This window comes from Exiguobacterium sp. s142 (assembly GCF_018618455.1).
Classification (GTDB): domain Bacteria; phylum Bacillota; class Bacilli; order Exiguobacteriales; family Exiguobacteriaceae; genus Exiguobacterium; species Exiguobacterium aurantiacum_A.
In genome coordinates, this window is record NZ_JACSMB010000001.1 from 230,660 (window position 1) to 246,340 (window position 15,681).

General features: G+C 50.6%; 18 protein-coding genes and 1 pseudogene. 3 read left to right on the plus strand and 16 right to left on the minus strand.

Annotated elements, in window-relative coordinates:
• Positions 1 to 66 precede the first annotated feature (66 nt).
• Complete coding sequence (gene hisJ, locus KNP77_RS01165) at positions 67 to 882, plus strand: histidinol-phosphatase HisJ (RefSeq protein WP_070327391.1); 816 nt, start codon at positions 67 to 69, stop codon at positions 880 to 882.
• A gap of 159 nt (positions 883 to 1,041) precedes the next feature.
• On the opposite strand, the gene KNP77_RS01170 is transcribed toward hisJ, so the two are convergent.
• The 13 genes and pseudogenes from KNP77_RS01170 to KNP77_RS01230 all read right to left on the minus strand — a co-directional run bounded on the left by KNP77_RS01170 (position 1,042) and on the right by KNP77_RS01230 (position 12,465).
• Positions 1,042 to 1,398 (minus strand): hypothetical protein, encoded by a 357-nt coding sequence (locus KNP77_RS01170; RefSeq protein ID WP_070327393.1) that lies wholly within the window; start codon positions 1,396 to 1,398, stop codon positions 1,042 to 1,044.
• A gap of 199 nt (positions 1,399 to 1,597) precedes the next feature.
• Positions 1,598 to 2,173 (minus strand): deoxycytidylate deaminase, encoded by a 576-nt coding sequence (locus KNP77_RS01175; RefSeq protein WP_070327394.1) that lies wholly within the window; start codon positions 2,171 to 2,173, stop codon positions 1,598 to 1,600.
• A 49-nt stretch (positions 2,174 to 2,222) separates the two neighbouring features.
• Complete coding sequence (locus KNP77_RS01180) at positions 2,223 to 3,452, minus strand: toxic anion resistance protein (RefSeq protein ID WP_131465210.1); 1,230 nt, start codon at positions 3,450 to 3,452, stop codon at positions 2,223 to 2,225.
• The gene (locus KNP77_RS01185) at positions 3,436 to 4,152 is read right to left on the minus strand and encodes a 5-bromo-4-chloroindolyl phosphate hydrolysis family protein (protein ID WP_016509957.1); all 717 of its coding nucleotides are present in this window, start codon (positions 4,150 to 4,152) and stop codon (positions 3,436 to 3,438) included. Before KNP77_RS01185 ends, KNP77_RS01180 begins: the two co-directional genes overlap by 17 nt.
• A 146-nt stretch (positions 4,153 to 4,298) precedes the next feature.
• Positions 4,299 to 5,651, minus strand: coding sequence for a sodium-dependent transporter (locus tag KNP77_RS01190; RefSeq protein WP_070327396.1), 1,353 nt, complete (start codon positions 5,649 to 5,651; stop codon positions 4,299 to 4,301).
• Positions 5,652 to 5,776: 125 nt separating this feature from the next.
• Positions 5,777 to 6,649: a diacylglycerol/lipid kinase family protein gene (locus tag KNP77_RS01195; protein ID WP_131440138.1), complete on the minus strand. Its 873-nt coding sequence runs from the start codon at positions 6,647 to 6,649 to the stop codon at positions 5,777 to 5,779.
• On the minus strand, positions 6,646 to 8,151 hold the full coding sequence (locus KNP77_RS01200; RefSeq protein WP_070327398.1) for an ABC transporter permease/substrate-binding protein: 1,506 nt from the start codon (positions 8,149 to 8,151) through the stop codon (positions 6,646 to 6,648). The genes KNP77_RS01195 and KNP77_RS01200 overlap by 4 nt, the downstream gene beginning before the upstream one ends.
• Before the next feature lie 58 nt (positions 8,152 to 8,209).
• Positions 8,210 to 8,878: pseudogene (locus KNP77_RS01205) on the minus strand (ABC transporter ATP-binding protein); the annotation flags it as partial.
• 107 nt (positions 8,879 to 8,985) lie between these two features.
• Entirely contained in the window at positions 8,986 to 9,708 is a 723-nt protein-coding gene (locus KNP77_RS01210; protein ID WP_131465212.1) for a 3D domain-containing protein, read from the minus strand.
• Positions 9,709 to 9,933: 225 nt separating this feature from the next.
• Complete coding sequence (locus tag KNP77_RS01215) at positions 9,934 to 10,398, minus strand: GDYXXLXY domain-containing protein (RefSeq protein WP_016509950.1); 465 nt, start codon at positions 10,396 to 10,398, stop codon at positions 9,934 to 9,936.
• A complete protein-coding gene (locus KNP77_RS01220) occupies positions 10,395 to 11,579 on the minus strand; it encodes a DUF2157 domain-containing protein (RefSeq protein ID WP_070327402.1) in 1,185 nt (394 codons plus the stop codon). The genes KNP77_RS01215 and KNP77_RS01220 overlap by 4 nt, the downstream gene beginning before the upstream one ends.
• Positions 11,580 to 11,596: 17 nt before the next feature.
• A complete protein-coding gene (locus tag KNP77_RS01225; protein ID WP_016509936.1) occupies positions 11,597 to 11,773 on the minus strand; it encodes a DUF2187 family protein in 177 nt (58 codons plus the stop codon).
• Positions 11,774 to 11,838: 65 nt separating this feature from the next.
• Entirely contained in the window at positions 11,839 to 12,465 is a 627-nt protein-coding gene (locus KNP77_RS01230; protein ID WP_083274014.1) for an NUDIX hydrolase, read from the minus strand.
• 95 nt (positions 12,466 to 12,560) lie between these two features.
• On the opposite strand from KNP77_RS01230, the gene KNP77_RS01235 reads away from it, so the two are divergent.
• Complete coding sequence (locus KNP77_RS01235) at positions 12,561 to 14,099, plus strand: FAD-dependent monooxygenase (RefSeq protein ID WP_083273960.1); 1,539 nt, start codon at positions 12,561 to 12,563, stop codon at positions 14,097 to 14,099.
• 34 nt (positions 14,100 to 14,133) lie between these two features.
• Here KNP77_RS01235 and KNP77_RS01240 read toward each other — a convergent pair whose 3' ends face one another.
• The gene (locus tag KNP77_RS01240) at positions 14,134 to 14,385 is read right to left on the minus strand and encodes a hypothetical protein (RefSeq protein WP_353048803.1); all 252 of its coding nucleotides are present in this window, start codon (positions 14,383 to 14,385) and stop codon (positions 14,134 to 14,136) included.
• A gap of 91 nt (positions 14,386 to 14,476) precedes the next feature.
• Here KNP77_RS01240 and KNP77_RS01245 point away from each other — a divergent pair, with 91 nt between their 5' ends.
• Complete coding sequence (locus tag KNP77_RS01245; RefSeq protein ID WP_236633730.1) at positions 14,477 to 14,767, plus strand: hypothetical protein; 291 nt, start codon at positions 14,477 to 14,479, stop codon at positions 14,765 to 14,767.
• Positions 14,768 to 14,789: 22 nt separating this feature from the next.
• Here the strand turns inward: KNP77_RS01245 and KNP77_RS01250 are convergent, their stop codons facing one another.
• On the minus strand, positions 14,790 to 15,365 hold the full coding sequence (locus tag KNP77_RS01250) for a nuclease-related domain-containing protein (protein WP_214887931.1): 576 nt from the start codon (positions 15,363 to 15,365) through the stop codon (positions 14,790 to 14,792).
• An 18-nt stretch (positions 15,366 to 15,383) separates the two neighbouring features.
• Positions 15,384 to 15,680: a cell division regulator GpsB gene (gene gpsB, locus KNP77_RS01255; RefSeq protein WP_051121542.1), complete on the minus strand. Its 297-nt coding sequence runs from the start codon at positions 15,678 to 15,680 to the stop codon at positions 15,384 to 15,386.
• Between the last annotated feature and the right edge of the window lies 1 nt (position 15,681).

The following is a 15,681-nucleotide window of genomic DNA, read 5'->3' on the forward strand; positions in this document are numbered from 1 at the left end:
AGTGTGTTAAATTTATCAAATCAAGCCAATGCTGTCAACCGGCGAACTCGAAAGGAACGATGTTTGATGATTGATTATACCCATGATGGCCACGTCCATACCCCATTTTGTCCGCACGGATCGACCGATTCACTCAACGCGTACGTCGAACAAGCACTTGCTCAAGGCGTTCGGACGCTGACGTTCACCGAGCACGCCCCGTTGCCGGCACGTTTCATTGATCCGACGCCAGATCAAGACTCGGCGATGGCGCTCGACTTATTGCCCCGTTATATAGAAGAGGTCGGGCAGTTGAAACGAGATTACGCCGAAAGACTCGAGATCCGGATCGGTCTCGAGATCGATTATTTGCCGGGATATGTCGATGAGACGCTCGCCTTGCTCGAGCCCTATCGCTCATACCTCGACGAGACGATCTTGTCTCAACACTTTCTACAAGTCGAAGGCGAGCTCCTGCCCGTCGACTTCTCACCGGAGACGTTTGATGCGCTCGTCAGCCGGATCGGGTCGTTCGAAGAAGTGCTACACCGGTATTACGAAGCGCTCGAGACCGGGTTACAGTTCCCGTGGGAGCGACTGAACGTCGCGCGCATCGGGCATATCGATTTACCGATTAAATATCAGACGAACTACTCATGGGACCGTGCGAACGTCAAAGATGCCGAGTCGCGACTGTTGCGTACAATCGCCTCACGCGGGTTCGGACTAGACTTCAACACCGCCGGTCTCCGTAAAGCCGCCTGCGGACAGCCATACGCCATGGCCGTCGCCGCTGAAGCGACCCGGCTCGGCATCCCACTCGTGCTCGGTTCGGACGCCCATATCGCGGCAGATGTCGGTGCCGACTTTAAAAATATGCAAAAAAAAGCCACGTTCCTATGAACGTGGCTCCTTAACAGCGATCTAGCTATCTAGATCCCCATGTTTGGTTTGTCGACAACGATATGGCGTTCCATTTCTTCATCTATTATCCATATTACCACACTCGTCACGAGTTGCAAGACAAACTTAAAAAGGATGACCCGAAAGTCATCCTAACGTTTAAACTGCGATTTCGGCATACATGTCTTTTAACTGTTTCGTCGCGGCTTCATCCATTTGAAGGGCGACGAGCTCGACGAAGCGCAGGGCTGGATCGGTATCACCTGACAAGGCGACGATTTCAGCAGCCGCACCGTCAAGTGCGAGTAGAATTCCTGAAACACCTAGCGTCGGGTAGTAACGGAGCAACGCCCGAACATGCTTCATCTCGGAGACGTCATTCCCATTAATTTTAAGTGATTTTACAGCCAGCTCTTTGTGCGTGCCAATTGCAAATTTATCTTCCCATACCTCTTCAAGTGTGATCAACGCTTCCACATCATAGGCACCATCTGTGAAACGAACTAGTTTTTCCATGTGACATATCCCCTCTCGTTTATCTACTCTTATTATAAAAAAGATTCGGCGGAATAGTTTGTGAAATATTGAACATTATGTGTAAACTTTGTCTCACTTCATGATTTGATAAAAAAAGGCCCCTCCGAGGAGGGGAAAATAATGGAAGAGTAAAACACCATTGGCAGTACATTAATAATATAACATCGAATGTAAACGTTTACAATGTGTTTTTGAAACTTTTTTCAAGCGGCATATGTAAGACGTCAATCCCGCTTTCCCGCATCAAATCAAGGCCATCCCCGTGCTCATAACCGACAGCGTACACGACTCGGGCCACGCGCGCCGCGATGAGCGCGAGCGAGCAAGAATGGCATGGTGAATGGGTCACATAAGCCGTAGCACCGAACGCGTTCGTCGAATCAGCGGCCAATTTCCCGATCGCATTGATCTCGGCATGGATCTCATGTTGTTTTGACCAATTGTGATGTTCGAACGGGTCGCTACATTTAACAAATGTCACACCTTGCTCGATGATGCGCACAGACGGCTCGGTCAAGTCGACCGTATCATCCGTCACATATTCAGCTCGTTGGTAAAATCCGTCTTCCCGTTTTAGAAAGATTTCATTACAGTTCGTATGTCCCGGCGGTGTCCCATTCAATCCGATCGAGATCGGTTTCTCATCTTTGACGATGACACAGGCGACACTCTTCGAGGCACATTTCGAGTGCCGTTCCGCCATCATATCGGCGAACTGCAACCACGTCTCGTCCCACAATCGTTGTTTCTCCATCCTGATCCTCCTCATGGAAAAAGAAAGTCTGAATGCTCAGACTTTCTTTTTAGTATCCAGTCTCTTTTGGCAACTCTTTATTCTTTGAGGCAATTTCGATGACTTTTTCTTTCAGTTCGTGCTCCATCCGATCGAGCTCACGTTCAGCCTCACGACGCTTCTGCTTGCCTTCCTGTTGGATACGCAGCGTTTCGTCGAGCGTTGACAATAGATTCTCGTGCGCGACTTTGAGCGATTCGACCGAAACGATCCCTTTTTCGTTCTCGGTTGCGATCTCGATCGACGAGTCTTTTAACATTTTCGAGTTTTGTTCGAGCAGTTGGTTCGTCGTCTTCGTGACGTCTTGCTGCATCCGGAGTGCCGTTTTCTGGCGCGTCAAGCTGAGAGCGAGGACGACTTGGTTTTTCCAAAGCGGTATCGTGTTGACGACAGCCGACTCGATTTTCTCGGCTAAGATTTGGTTATTTTGTTGGATGACACGGATTTGTGGTGCCATCTGCAGACTGATCGTCCGACTCAACTTCAAATCATGCAACTTCTTCTCGAACCGGTCTGTCAGTTGAATCATATCGTTTAGCTGTTGCAGCTTCACTTGATCTCTCGTCGTTTCGACTTCTTGACGGAGCGGCGTGATCTCGTGATCGCGAACGTGGTCGAGCTTCGTCTCACCGGCTGCGATATAGACGTTCAATTCTTCGAAGTAGCGCTTGTTCTTGTCATACATTTGATCGAGCATCGTAATGTCCTTCATCAGACCGAACTTGGCTCGGTCGAGATTGTGAATGACTTCTTCCAAATAGACGTTCATTTTTTCAAATTGAAGCTTATAATTTTCAGCTTTCTTTTTCGCTCGTCCGATGAGCGGCAAGTTGTCCATAAAACTCTTCTTCTCCGGTTGAAGCATATCCGGGTCCATCTTCCGAACGTTTTGCATCAAATCGGACAGTAACTTACCTGCGTCACCACCGTCTTTCATGCGGACCTCGGTCAAGATCTGGTCAGAGAATTGAGATAGTTCCCGTTGGACGTTCGATCCGAATAACATGACGGAGTCTGTTTTTTTAATATCGATCGACTCGGCGATCCGGGTGATTCGTTCCCGGTGTTGTTGCGGCACGTCGGCTTTCGGTTGGATGGCCGGCACCTCATGTTTTTCTGTCATCGCGGACCAATCCACAGACGGGTCAGAGATTTCCTCTGTCTCGGTCTTTGTTTTTGTCTGTGAAGTGAGCTCTTCTTCTGGCCATGACTGCCAGTTCGTTTCATTCGATGAAGTCATGTTTTTTTCTCCCTTCCGGTTGATCTGCCAATACCCGTTCCATCATGATCAATTCGCGTTCGAAGTCGACAGCGTCGTCTTCGAGCAGACGGCTCCGTTGCTCTTTGAACTTATCGACGATAAGCCGCATATTGGTGATCAGTTGCTCTCGTGTCTCTTCTTGAATGACGACACGTTTTCCTTCTAGTTCTTTAAATTTCAAGACGACGGACACGAGCGAGTCCAAATAAAACGTGAACAGATCTCTGACGTGCTTCGCGTCTTGAGGGTTCTCGAACAATTCGGCAAACAGTTCGTGGGCCTCTCTCGAGACCGCCTTCATTTCACGACGAACTTCGACATCTTTTATTTCAGGCAAGATACGATCGATCTGCTGGAGTTTCTCGTACCCTTGCTCGATCGTCCGTTGTAAAAATTGTAGTTCCAAGTCGTCTGTCGCTTCGAACTGACGGACCGGTGCCACATCTTCCATCGGCTTAAGGATGCGAGAACCGACGAACGGTTCTTCTTCATCGAGCAGCAGTTTTTTCTTCGCCCGTTTCGCTACCGGTGCGGGTGCCCGCTTACGCCGTTTGTTACTCGACCACACCTCGTTCAATACGAGCGCCCCGACGATGATAAACAGCCAGGAGAAATCAAACACACTTATGGCAAAATACAGGATCGCCCCAGTCAGGGCCCATTTCATCCATGTCTTCATCCTTGTCACCTCGTCTCATGATACTTCTATTGTACCTTACGTGAACCGTCAACAAAAGTTTCGTCATCTTTATAAGCTTAGCATAATGACGACGTTCACTCTCTCGGTCGCAAGTACGAAAAAAAGCAAGGGGAAGTTCCCCTTGCTTAGCTGATTACCCATGTCGAGACCATAACGATTGCGACCGTCACCGGGATGACGTAACGAATGAGGAAACGCCATACCGGATACAGTTTAGCGCCTGTCCCGGACGTTTTAATCTCGTCTTGCAAAATACGCTCATCGACGACATGTCCGACAAAGATCGACGTGAGTAACGCACCTGTCGGCATGAGGATGTAACTGACGACATAGTCCATCGAGTCAAAGAACGTACGGCCGTTCAAGAACTGCAACTCACTCATCAGTCCGAACGATAAGGCCGAGGGGATCCCGACAGCGAACACGATGGCCGCCGAGAGGAGTGTGACGTTACGCTTCGACATCGTTTGTTTCTTCTCGTTCAATTTATCCGTCACACCGGCGACGACGACTTCGAGCATCGCGATCGAAGACGTAATCGAGGCGAACGTGAACAATAAGAAGAACAATACCATGAAGAAGCCGCCGAGTGGGACTTGGTTAAATACGGCCGGCAACACGACGAACAGGAGCGCCGGGCCTTCTGCCGGATCGAGCCCCGAGGCGAAGACGGCCGGGAAGATGGCGAGCCCCGCTAAAATTGAAACGGTGACGTTCAACAAGACGATCATATTTGCCGAGCGGTTAAGCGTCCCTTTCGTTTGAATGTACGAGGCGTATGTGAGCATCGCCGCCACCCCGAGCGACAGCGAGAAGAACGCTTGCCCGAGCGCGAACAAGACCGACTCGCCGGTCAGTGCCGAGAAGTCAGGCTGCAAGAAGAAACGGACCCCTTCCATGGCACCGTCAAGTGTCAACGAGCGGATGACGAGCACGATGAAACTGACGAACAGGAGCGGCATTAAAATCTTGCTCATCCGCTCGATTCCGCCTTCTACCCCTTTCAAGACGATGAGTAGCGTGATCAATAAGAACAAAAATTGTCCGAAGACGGCAATCCCAGGAGATGCGACGACGTCCGCGAACACGGTCCCGAACTCGTCAGGTGACCGGCCGCTGAGCGTCCCGCTCAAGCCGAGCCCGACGTAGATCAACACCCATCCACCGATGACACTGTAGAATGATAGCAGTAAGAAGCAAGCGATTACGCCGAGGTAACCGACCAATGTCCAACGGCGATGGCCAAGTTTTTTAAAGGCAAGGAGCGCCGTCTTTTGCGTCGAACGCCCGACGATGAACTCACCAATGAGAAGCGGCAGACCGAGTAAGAATGTGAATGCTAAAAACATGAGTAAAAAGGCGCCGCCCCCACTTGTTCCCGTGACATATGGAAATTTCCAGATGGCACCGAGACCGATTGCGGACCCTGCGGCCGCTAAAATGAATCCAATTTTTGAGGCGAACGAATTTTGCGCCATTACTATCCCTACTTCCTAATTTCATTTCATTTTCATAATAATAGTGAAATACTAACACGGTTCAGAAACGAGAACAACAAAAAACAGAGAAAAGTCTGAATTCTTTCCTCTGCCTTCGTAAACGATTATGGGACGAGAAATGTCAGCTCATTCGGCAACACTTCAATCTGTAAATGATCCGTCTCAAAGTGTTCACCGTCCACATCGATGACTTGTGGCTCACGTAAAAACACATCAAGTTGCTCCATTTGGAGATGGACCCATTCTGGCGACGATTGTTCGAGTCCGAGCTGTTGCGTCAATAGCTGACGAATCATCGGGAAGCCGATGGCCGAGCTATGGACGACTTCGACGAGACCGTCCGTGAACGATTGCGTCGCGAGCTTCGTCGGGACCGTGCCGAGATAGGCACCGTTGCCGACGTATAGAAAACTGACGGCCCCATCGTGGATGACCTCGCCCGCCCGCTCGATACGGACCTTGAACGGATCGAGTTCGCGGAACTGACGGATCGTCGCTAAAAAGTATCCGATCGAGCCGAGCGTTTCTTTTTGGAGCGGATCGATCTGTCGGGAAGCGTCCGCGATCAATCCGACCCCGACAAAGTTGAGACCGAACCGATCGTTGACACGCATCACATCGACCGATTGCTGCTCGCTCATTTTAAACAGGCGAGCCGCCTCAATCGGTTCGACAGGCAGATCAATCGCCCTCGCGAAGTCGTTGCACGTCCCCGCCGGTACGAGACCGACGCTCGGACGTTCGTCACGAGGCAACGCCATCAATCCGTTGACGACTTCATGAAGCGTCCCATCCCCACCGATGACGATCAAATGATCGAACCCACTGCTCGTTCGAGCAAGGTGCGCTGCATCCCCTTCAGCTAGCGTCTTTCGGATGAGAATCTCTTGATACATCGACTCGATTGTCCCGACCACTTCGCCGAGCATCGTCTCGCTCGCACCCGACTTCGGGTTCGAAATGATCATCGCCTTCATAATAGACCCGCTTGTTCCAAGAAGTCTTCGGCCACGTCGTAGGCCCGTTCTTTCCCGTAAGCGACCCGACGGTTCAATTCAGACATCTCTTCGTCAGTGATGAGTCCGCCCAACTGGTTGAGCGCGTCCTCGATTTCCGGATGTTCTTCAAGCGTTTCTGCTTTCAAGAGTGGAGCACCTTGATAAGGCGGGAAGAACTGTTGATCGTCTTCTAACACGAGCAGGTCGTTTTCGGCGATATCCGGGTCGGTCGCATACGCATCAACAAGATTGACGTCGCCCCGTGCGATGGCGCGGTAACGAAGTTTCTGCTCCATCGAAACGACAGAAGGGAAATCAAGTCCGTACGCTTGCTGAAGTCCTGGATATCCGTCTTCACGGTCCGTGAACTCGAGCGTGAACCCGGCCTGGATGTCATTTTGCACGCTACGTAAATCAGAAATCGTCGTGACGCCTTCAGTTTCCGCATAGTCACGCGGGATCGCGATGGCGTACGTGTTATTGAACTGCATCGGTTCAAGTAAAGCGAAGCCGTCGTCTGCTAGCGCATCCCGTGCTTGTTCGTACACTTCACGGGCATCGTTTGAATTCGGTGTTTCTTTCACTAAACTCGCGAGTACCGTCCCGGTGAATTCAGGATAAATATCGACATCACCGGATTTTAACGCTCCCCATACGAACGTCGTCTCTCCGAAGTTCGGACGGACCGATACGGTCAGATCCGTCTCTTCTTCGATCAACAGTTTGTACATGTTCATCAAGATCTCCGGCTCGGGACCGAGCTTCCCGGCGACGACGAGGTCGGTCTGTTGGGTGCGTCCCAATGCGAGCGGTGCTGCGATAATTAACGCCAAGACGGTCGATACGGCGATCAGCTTCGTCTTGTTGCGGGTCGCCGTCGCACCTTCCATTTGACGGAGCAAGAAGTCGAACAGTAATGCGAGAATGGCTGCTGGAATCGCTCCGAGCAAAATCAAATAGTTGTCGTTTCGGTTAATTCCAAGCAGGATCAACGTCCCGAGTCCGCCTGCTCCGACGAGTGCCGCCAGCGTGGCTGTACCGACAATTAACACCATCGCCGTTCGAATCCCGGCCATGATGACCGGTAGTGCGAGCGGTAGTTCGACTCTCATCAAACTTTGGTTCGGTTTCATGCCGCAACCTTGCGCGGCTTCGATCAGTGACTTATCGACTTCGTTCAACCCTGTGAACGTATTGCGAAGGATTGGCAACAACGCGTACAGAACGAGCGCAATCGTGGCAGGAAGTGCACCGATCCCAACGAGCGGAATCATAAGACCGAGTAGAGCCAAAGAAGGAATCGTTTGGATGATGGCGGTGAAGCCGATTGCCGTTTCAGCCACTTTTTTACGCCGCGTCAGCCAGATACCTAGCGGGACCGCAATCAACACCGCAATCAAAAGGGAGACGACAGAAAGTTGTAAATGCTCGATTAGCGCTTCGACCAATTCCCCGCGTCGGTTTTGGAACGTTTCAAGCATCTACCTCACCTCTTCCGTGTTGTGTAAAGTCGAGCACGAACGGATCATCACTCGCTCGAATCTCGTCAGGCGTGCCGACGATGACCAGTTTCCCGTCACGCATGAGAGCGATCCGGTCCCCGAGTTTCATCGCCTCCTCAATGTCATGAGTGACGAACAGAATCGTCTTCCCTAACTCATCGTTCAACCGTTTGATGTCATCTTGGAGCTGGGCCCGACTGATCGGATCGAGCGCCGAGAACGGTTCATCCATTAAAATGACTTCCGGGTCGGCCGCGAGCGCTCGCAGGACGCCGACTCGTTGTTGTTGACCACCCGACAGTTCAGGCGGTTTTTTAGAACGGAGGACAGGGTCGAGACCGGCGATTTTCATCAGTTCGGTCACACGGTCTTTCGTCTTCGTCTTCGGCCATTTCAATAGGTCCGGAACGACGGCGATGTTCTCTTCGACCGTCAAATGCGGGAACAATGCGATTTGTTGGAGCACATAGCCGATGTTGCGTCGCAGTTCATAAATATCGAACTGATAGATTTCGCGCTCATCAATCAGGATTTTCCCGTCAGTGTGGTCAATCAGACGATTCACCATCTTCATCGTCGTCGTCTTGCCACAACCTGATGGCCCAATCAATACGAAAATCTCTCCTTTTCGTACCGTCAAACTCAAGTTTTCGACGGCCAATGTCCCATCATCATAACGCTTGGAAACATTTTGAAATTCAATCAACACAATCCCTCCTCGGCTTTTCACGTTATATGAAAGTCAAATATTAGTTTGCCCGTTTCCAACGATTGTTAAACAACAAAAGGTTCTCCCGCGGGAGAACCTTTTCGTTATGGAAGTGTGATGGTAACGTGGCGACGACCCCAATTGATCGCCTCGCTCTTCGTATCGACGAGTAGATCGACGATGTTGCCTTTAATGCGTCCCCCTGTATCGAGAGCGATCGCTTGACCGATCCCTTCGATCTGTACGACCGTACCGAGCGGGATGACGCCCGGATCGACGGCGATGATGCGCATGCCGTTATAAAAAATCGAATCCGTCACGTCGTGTCCCGTCGCCGTCAACACCCGGCCCCCGTATGAGCCATTGTCTGCCGCATCATTCGTGTAAGCTGTCGACTCGGCTTGAATGACGCGCCCGCTGCTTGTCGAGACAGGTGTCGCCACAGCGTTTGTCGTGGCTTGCTCTGCTTTCGCTTGCTTTGCCGTCGCTTCTGCCTGGCGTTTCGCTGCTTCTGCAAGCCGCGCTTCCTCAGCCGCGATTCGCTTGGCTTCCGCCAACCGTTTCGCTTCCCGCTCTGCCTGCTGCTTGGCTTGTTCTTCTGCCACTCGTTTCTCTTCAGCGAGGCGCTTCTCTTCCGCGAGTCGCTTTTCACGCTCGATTTTTTGTTGGCGTTCAAGCTCGATCGCAATCCGTTCCAATTCAAGCGGGTTTTGTACGATTTTCTGTTCTGTTCCGATTCCAATTTGAGCGGCGTGGGCAGTCGTAGATACCACGAACGTACCGGCTAGGACAAACAGAAGCGTCATCATATATTTTAAGAATGTCATTGAAATTAGGTCATCCCTTTCTCGTCTTCTAACGAACAGGAGTAAATTTACCATGCCGTCTCGAACCCGAGAAGTGGTTTTGACGAAGTGAAATATTGCTGACATATGGGCGAACGCTTAGTTACAGATTGTAACAATTGCCGAAAACGTTGCTATACAAGCGACCTAACAAAAAAATTACAGATCGGTTACAAACGTTCTCGTAACAAATCTGTAATCTTTTTGTCATTCTGTTTCAGCTTCGATTGGACGTAAATCATGAGCCCGGACCATCCCCCAAGGCGCCACATCGACTTCAACTTCGAACGTTTTCGCACCTTCGATCACAGCTTTCTCGTCCTCGGCGACACGGTATGAACTCATGTCGGTGATGAAGACTTGGCGATCGTAATATTCAGCCCGCGTCCCACCAAAGAACGGTCGGGAGCTGACCCGGTCGATTGTGGCAAAACCAGCGTCATCCGTTTTGAATGAGACGTAGACCGTCCCGGAATCGACATCTTGTCGCCCTTGCAACGAATCGAACTCGAGATAGACGTAATCCCCAAAAAATGGGTCATACGGCTCGTACGACGTCGCTTTGAACGTATACGACTGGCCGAACCAAGACACCGCATAAACGAGCAAGATAAAACCGATGGCAATCAATACTTGTACGATCGGTACAAGCCAAGGAGTGATTCGTTTCATGTCCGAGCATCCCCTCTCGTACGGCTACGCCACCACAACGCGAGCGACAACGCGAATACGATCAACGCCCCGATCAAGAAGAAGAGCGAGATGTCGAGCCGGTCCCAAACATAAATGAAGTAGATCGTCATTTGGACAAGCAAGAAATAGATGAACGCCAAAACGATCGGTTTCCGCTCATGGTCTTGCATGATCAAGTAAGCGAGCGCCACCACTTCAAGCAAGATCGCGAGTAAGATACCTGAATCTTCGAATAGCGAGAACGGGATGACCGCGAGTAGGCTCACCCACAGCAAATCGGGGCGACGATGTGTCAAGTACACAGCCACGAGGACGACGGAAAGCAGCGTGGCCTCGATGACGGACGGCTGACGTTGAGACAACCAACCCTCGGTCGCATTGACCAAGTAACCGATGGACAAGATGGCAGCGACGAACAAGTAGAGATACTGCCACTGAGCCCGCTCCCGGTAGACGAGGAACAGGATATGCAGTGCTGCGAGTGCCCAAAGCGGCCAAAACCGTCCCTCGTAATCGATATACTGACCGATCGTGAGCAACAGTCCGTAAAAGCTGAACCAGGCGAAAATCCGGTCGAGCTCGTTATCACCGTAATGGAACCAAACCCACGTCACGAGCAGGCCGAACAGGATGAGTGTGATCCCGATTCCTTGAAAACTGTTCGTGACCGCTAAAAAAGCGGCTAGCGCTGCGATGAACGTGAAGATCGGGTGCTTATAGATCAGCTTGTGCAGGACGGCGACAGCAAAGAATAGCCAGAACAGAAGCGGTAGTTGCGAGGAAAGATTATACGTTGTGAAGATGACAATCATCGTGGCGACGAAGAAAACGACGCCGAGGACGCGGAACAACGTCACATACCGAGGGGCTTTCACTTGAAGCCGCTCCGCTGCTACGTACATCCCGAGCATGAAGACAAGGAATATGGATACTTTGACGAGGTCTGGGATCGCTTGCCAGTTGGCGGCGACAAAACTGAATAGACTAAGGGCGAGCAGGATTGATCCGATAATGACAAGAATTGGCGGTTTGTGCTCACGTTTGTCACTAACCGCCAATTTCTTATATTCAAAATCAATCAACCGTTGACCGGTCGTTTCATCTAGCAAACCCGCCTCTTTCCATTCACGAACTTTTTTGTCAATGGACACCTGAATCATCCCTTTCGGTTAAAAGGTCAGCTGGCGCGTTCAATCAATTCCAATTCTTTTTTCAACAAAACTTGTTTCTCAAACTCGAGGCCGAGCTGTTGATATTCCTCCATGATGGAAACGTCCCCGATGACCGTATTCGTTAATACGGCAGTCACTTCTGCGACCCATCCTTCACGAGTTGACTTGACGATATCACCCACAGCGAATTCTAAAGACACACCCATTCACTTCCAATCTTAAATTTGTTTTTATCATTATAACTAAATTATATAGGTTTGAATACGTTTTCTTTTGTACATTTGATGAATTGTGACAAAATTTTTCCAGTCAATCCCCAAATAATGTAGTCTTCATGTTCGTAAAAAGGTTCTCTCATTTTAATTACCCGTTTTTCATACGCTTTAGCGTTCGCCATTCGGTCAAACGGAATATTTTGATCCGGATTCATCGTCCATTCCATCTCGCCGTGAAACGGATCAATTAACAGTAACGTTTCGACGGGAACGGTGAACAAATGATCGACTTCATCCGTTTGACGTACGTCCGGAACTGTCGGAATCATCCCGACGAACGGATAGATGAGTTGACGGTGCGGCGTGGCGAGCGGCTGTAAGCGACCGATGACCTCGATCGTCTCGAGCGGTACCTCGAGTTCTTCACTCGTCTCTCGGACCGCGGCCTCGACAGGTGTCTCCCCTCGCTCGAGCCGACCTCCCGGGAACGAGATCTCTCCAGGTTGGCGCCGCATCGTATGGGCCCGGACTTCAAAGACGACGTGCCAGACGTCATCGATTCGCGTCAACGGGATCAAGACGGCGGCGGTCTGTTCATAATTCTCTTCCATCGAGAAACTTTCTCGTAATTTCGCTTCAGTAACCCATGATTGTTTCATGATTTTCAACCTCGCTCTCTCTGTTTTACAGTTCCACCAGCGTCTCCTCGTTTAAACGTGGCAAATGTCGGAAATATCATTATTAATGATAGGAGATGGTGGAATTGGTTCAACAAGTTGATATATTGATCGTCGGGGCGGGGCCGACAGGACTCACACTCGCTTTGACATTAGCCAGATATGGAATCTCTTTTGAAATCATCGATCGAAAAACGACGCCTTCGAACAACTCACGGGCCATCGGGATTCAGCCGCGAACAATCGAAGTGTTTTCACGCCTTGATGTCGCCAAAGAAGTACTCAGTCGCGCCAGAACAATCGAAAAAGGAAACTTATACTTTTCTGGGCAGTGGACGGCCAAACTCGAGTTCTCACGTCTCGTCACGCCTTACCCGTTCGTCACGCTATTGCGACAAAACGAGACCGAGGCCATCTTAGAACAGGCGTTGAACGACCACGGGCACTACGTCAAGCGCGGCGAGTCACTCGTCTCGTTGACCCACTATCCGACACGTGTGCTCGCCCATCTCGAATCCGACTCGAACCGCACGATCGAAGCCAAGTATATCGTTGCGGCCGATGGCGCCAACAGTTCGATTCGCCGTATGCTCGCGCTCCCGTTCAGCGGGAAGTCGTTCAAAGAGTCTTGGGTGTTGGCCGATATGAAGGCGAAATGGAACATCTCCCGTGAAGAAGTACACATCTTTTTCTCGGACCGTGGCGTGTTAGAAGTATTCCCGCTGACGGATGACACGATCCGGATTACCGGTAATCTCGCGAGTGACGAATCATTCAGCGAGGCCGAGTTGCACGAATTGGTCGAGCAACGGAGCCACATGCCGGTAGAAATCGACGAGGTCGAATGGTTTTCGCTGTTTAGGGTGCACAATCGCATGGTCGACTCGTTCATCCATAACCGTGTCATCTTAATGGGCGACGCGGCGCATATCAATTCGCCCGTCGGCGGCCAAGGGATGAATACGGGCATCGCCGACTCGTTCAACCTCGGCTGGAAGCTTTGGCTTCATCTGAAAGCAGGAGCGCCGTTCAGTGTCGTCGACACATACCGGGACGAGCGTGAACACGTCGCCAGAAACGTCTTGCAGACGACGAACGTCGCGACCGAAGTGCTCCAAACGACGCTACCGATTTTATTGCCGTTTCAAGCAGTCGGAGCGGACGTGTTCACCCGCGTCAATTTGATTAATGAAAAGATCACCGAACGAATCGCTCAGCTTCACTTGTCTTACCCTGGGCACTCACGTGTACCGTTCATCCGGGTCGCCGAAGGAAAGATCTTTCCCGAGATCGAGATGATCCGATCCGATGATGGCCTTCGTCAAAAGATCTCAGAAGTCGCCGATGGCCGCTTTCAAGTACTTGTCCTCGATGACGGCAAACGTGACCCAAGTGAGTTATATGAATACTTGAACGCTCATCAATCATTCTTCCAAATCATCACGTTGTCTAAAACAAGCCGTCCTTTCTTTGACCAAGGCAACGAACTTGCGAAATCCTTGTTCATGCGCCGGGGTGTCCTCGTCATTCGACCGGACGGATACTTGCTGCATAAACAGCGTCATATGCGACCTGAACCGCTACGTGACAAACTGTCGGTCTGGTTACCGTCTTAAGTCAAAAGCTCCACTCGTGAGAGTGGAGCTTTTGTCAGGATGGTGCATTGTAATAAAGTGTCCCCGGTTTCGAGAGGGTCAAGTCATAAAACGCCTCGAACGCTTCCACGTCCTCTAATTTCCGAAAATCGACTTTGTCCGTCTGTTCGTTCGGTATCGCGACGATGATGCCATCGACCGTCGATTTGATCATGCCCGTCTGTCCGTTATGAATTCGAATGTAGAGCACGTGCTCACTTTGCAGTAAATTTACGGCTTCACGCCGTGATTGTATCGTCGTTTTCACAGTCATCCCTCTCTTCTTTTCGAGTATACGGTCCGCCGCTGTTGCTTTCAACCGTTTCCCCCTTTAAAATTGTGTAAAGAAGGGGTTGAATGTGTTGGAAACTATATTGATTATCGCGCTTGGCGCGCTGTTCGTCATCCTCGTGACAATCCGAACGATTCGTAACTTACAATGGGTCCGCTTTGGTGAGGCGTTCGGGAAACAAGGTGAGGAGTTACTCGAGGATTATACCTATTTGACGGAAAAAGGCGTCACGTGCCGAATCGAACAAGGCTTGCCGACCGGGCGCTTGTTTAAACCGCTCGCCAAAAACCTGGATGACCGGGTCGCCTTGTTCGTGCACCGAAATGATGAAAAAAAAGCAAAAGAGCTACTAAAGTAAAAAAGGTGCCGCGGCACCTTTTTTACTTTAGTAACTGGCGCTCTGAACAATAATAAGCGATTTGTTTGATTGTCGCCTCTGATAGGAGCTCGAGTTTCGTCTTGGCGATGACTTTGTCGATTGCTTCAAACGAGTCTTCACAGTTCGCTTTAACACGTTCGACTTTAAGACGTGACGCTTCTGGAAAAATTAAAAATGACGTGACCGGTACGGCCTTGCCGCATTCTTTTTTTAATAGGCTCCGAACTTGTTTCGTCATCTGCTCGAGCCCTTCGACTGGATGCGGATAGATGTTTTTCCACCCGAGTGAGGTTTCTAACCGACACTCTCGGTTCGTCACATGGACGGCCGTCGTCGTCCGATTGATTTGGACTAAAAAGACGCCTTTCGGTCCGACGAGCACGTAGTCGAGCACGTTGTCACCGATTTCGACTCGTTCAATCATCATCCAATCGAAGCGACACGTGTGCCGAATGATTTCTACGATCTCATCCGTATACGATTTCGGCGGCAAGATGACCTCTTCTTTCGTTCGGAACAATCCTTTCGTCTGTCGTTTCACCGGCTCTTTCTTGACGGCCGTCAACACTTGTAACATCTATTCCACCTCCTCTCGTTATTCGCTAGGTCCGACTTGTTTTCCGAAGACGGCCTTTTCTAAGTTTGAAATCCGACGCAACATATCGTAGTTCGAGGCGACAGGTTGGGCCGGTTTCACCGGCTCGGTCGGTTCGCTTGAACCGCGGCGCAACGATTCGTTCTCTTGTCGCAAACGTTCGATCTCTTTCGCCATCTTCTCATAGTCCCGGATGACGACGTCTAAAAATTGGTCGACTTCTTCTTGCGAGTAGCCGCGGAGGGCCGTCTTGAATTCTTGTTTATAGATTGCTTCGGCTGTTAATTCGGTTTGCATA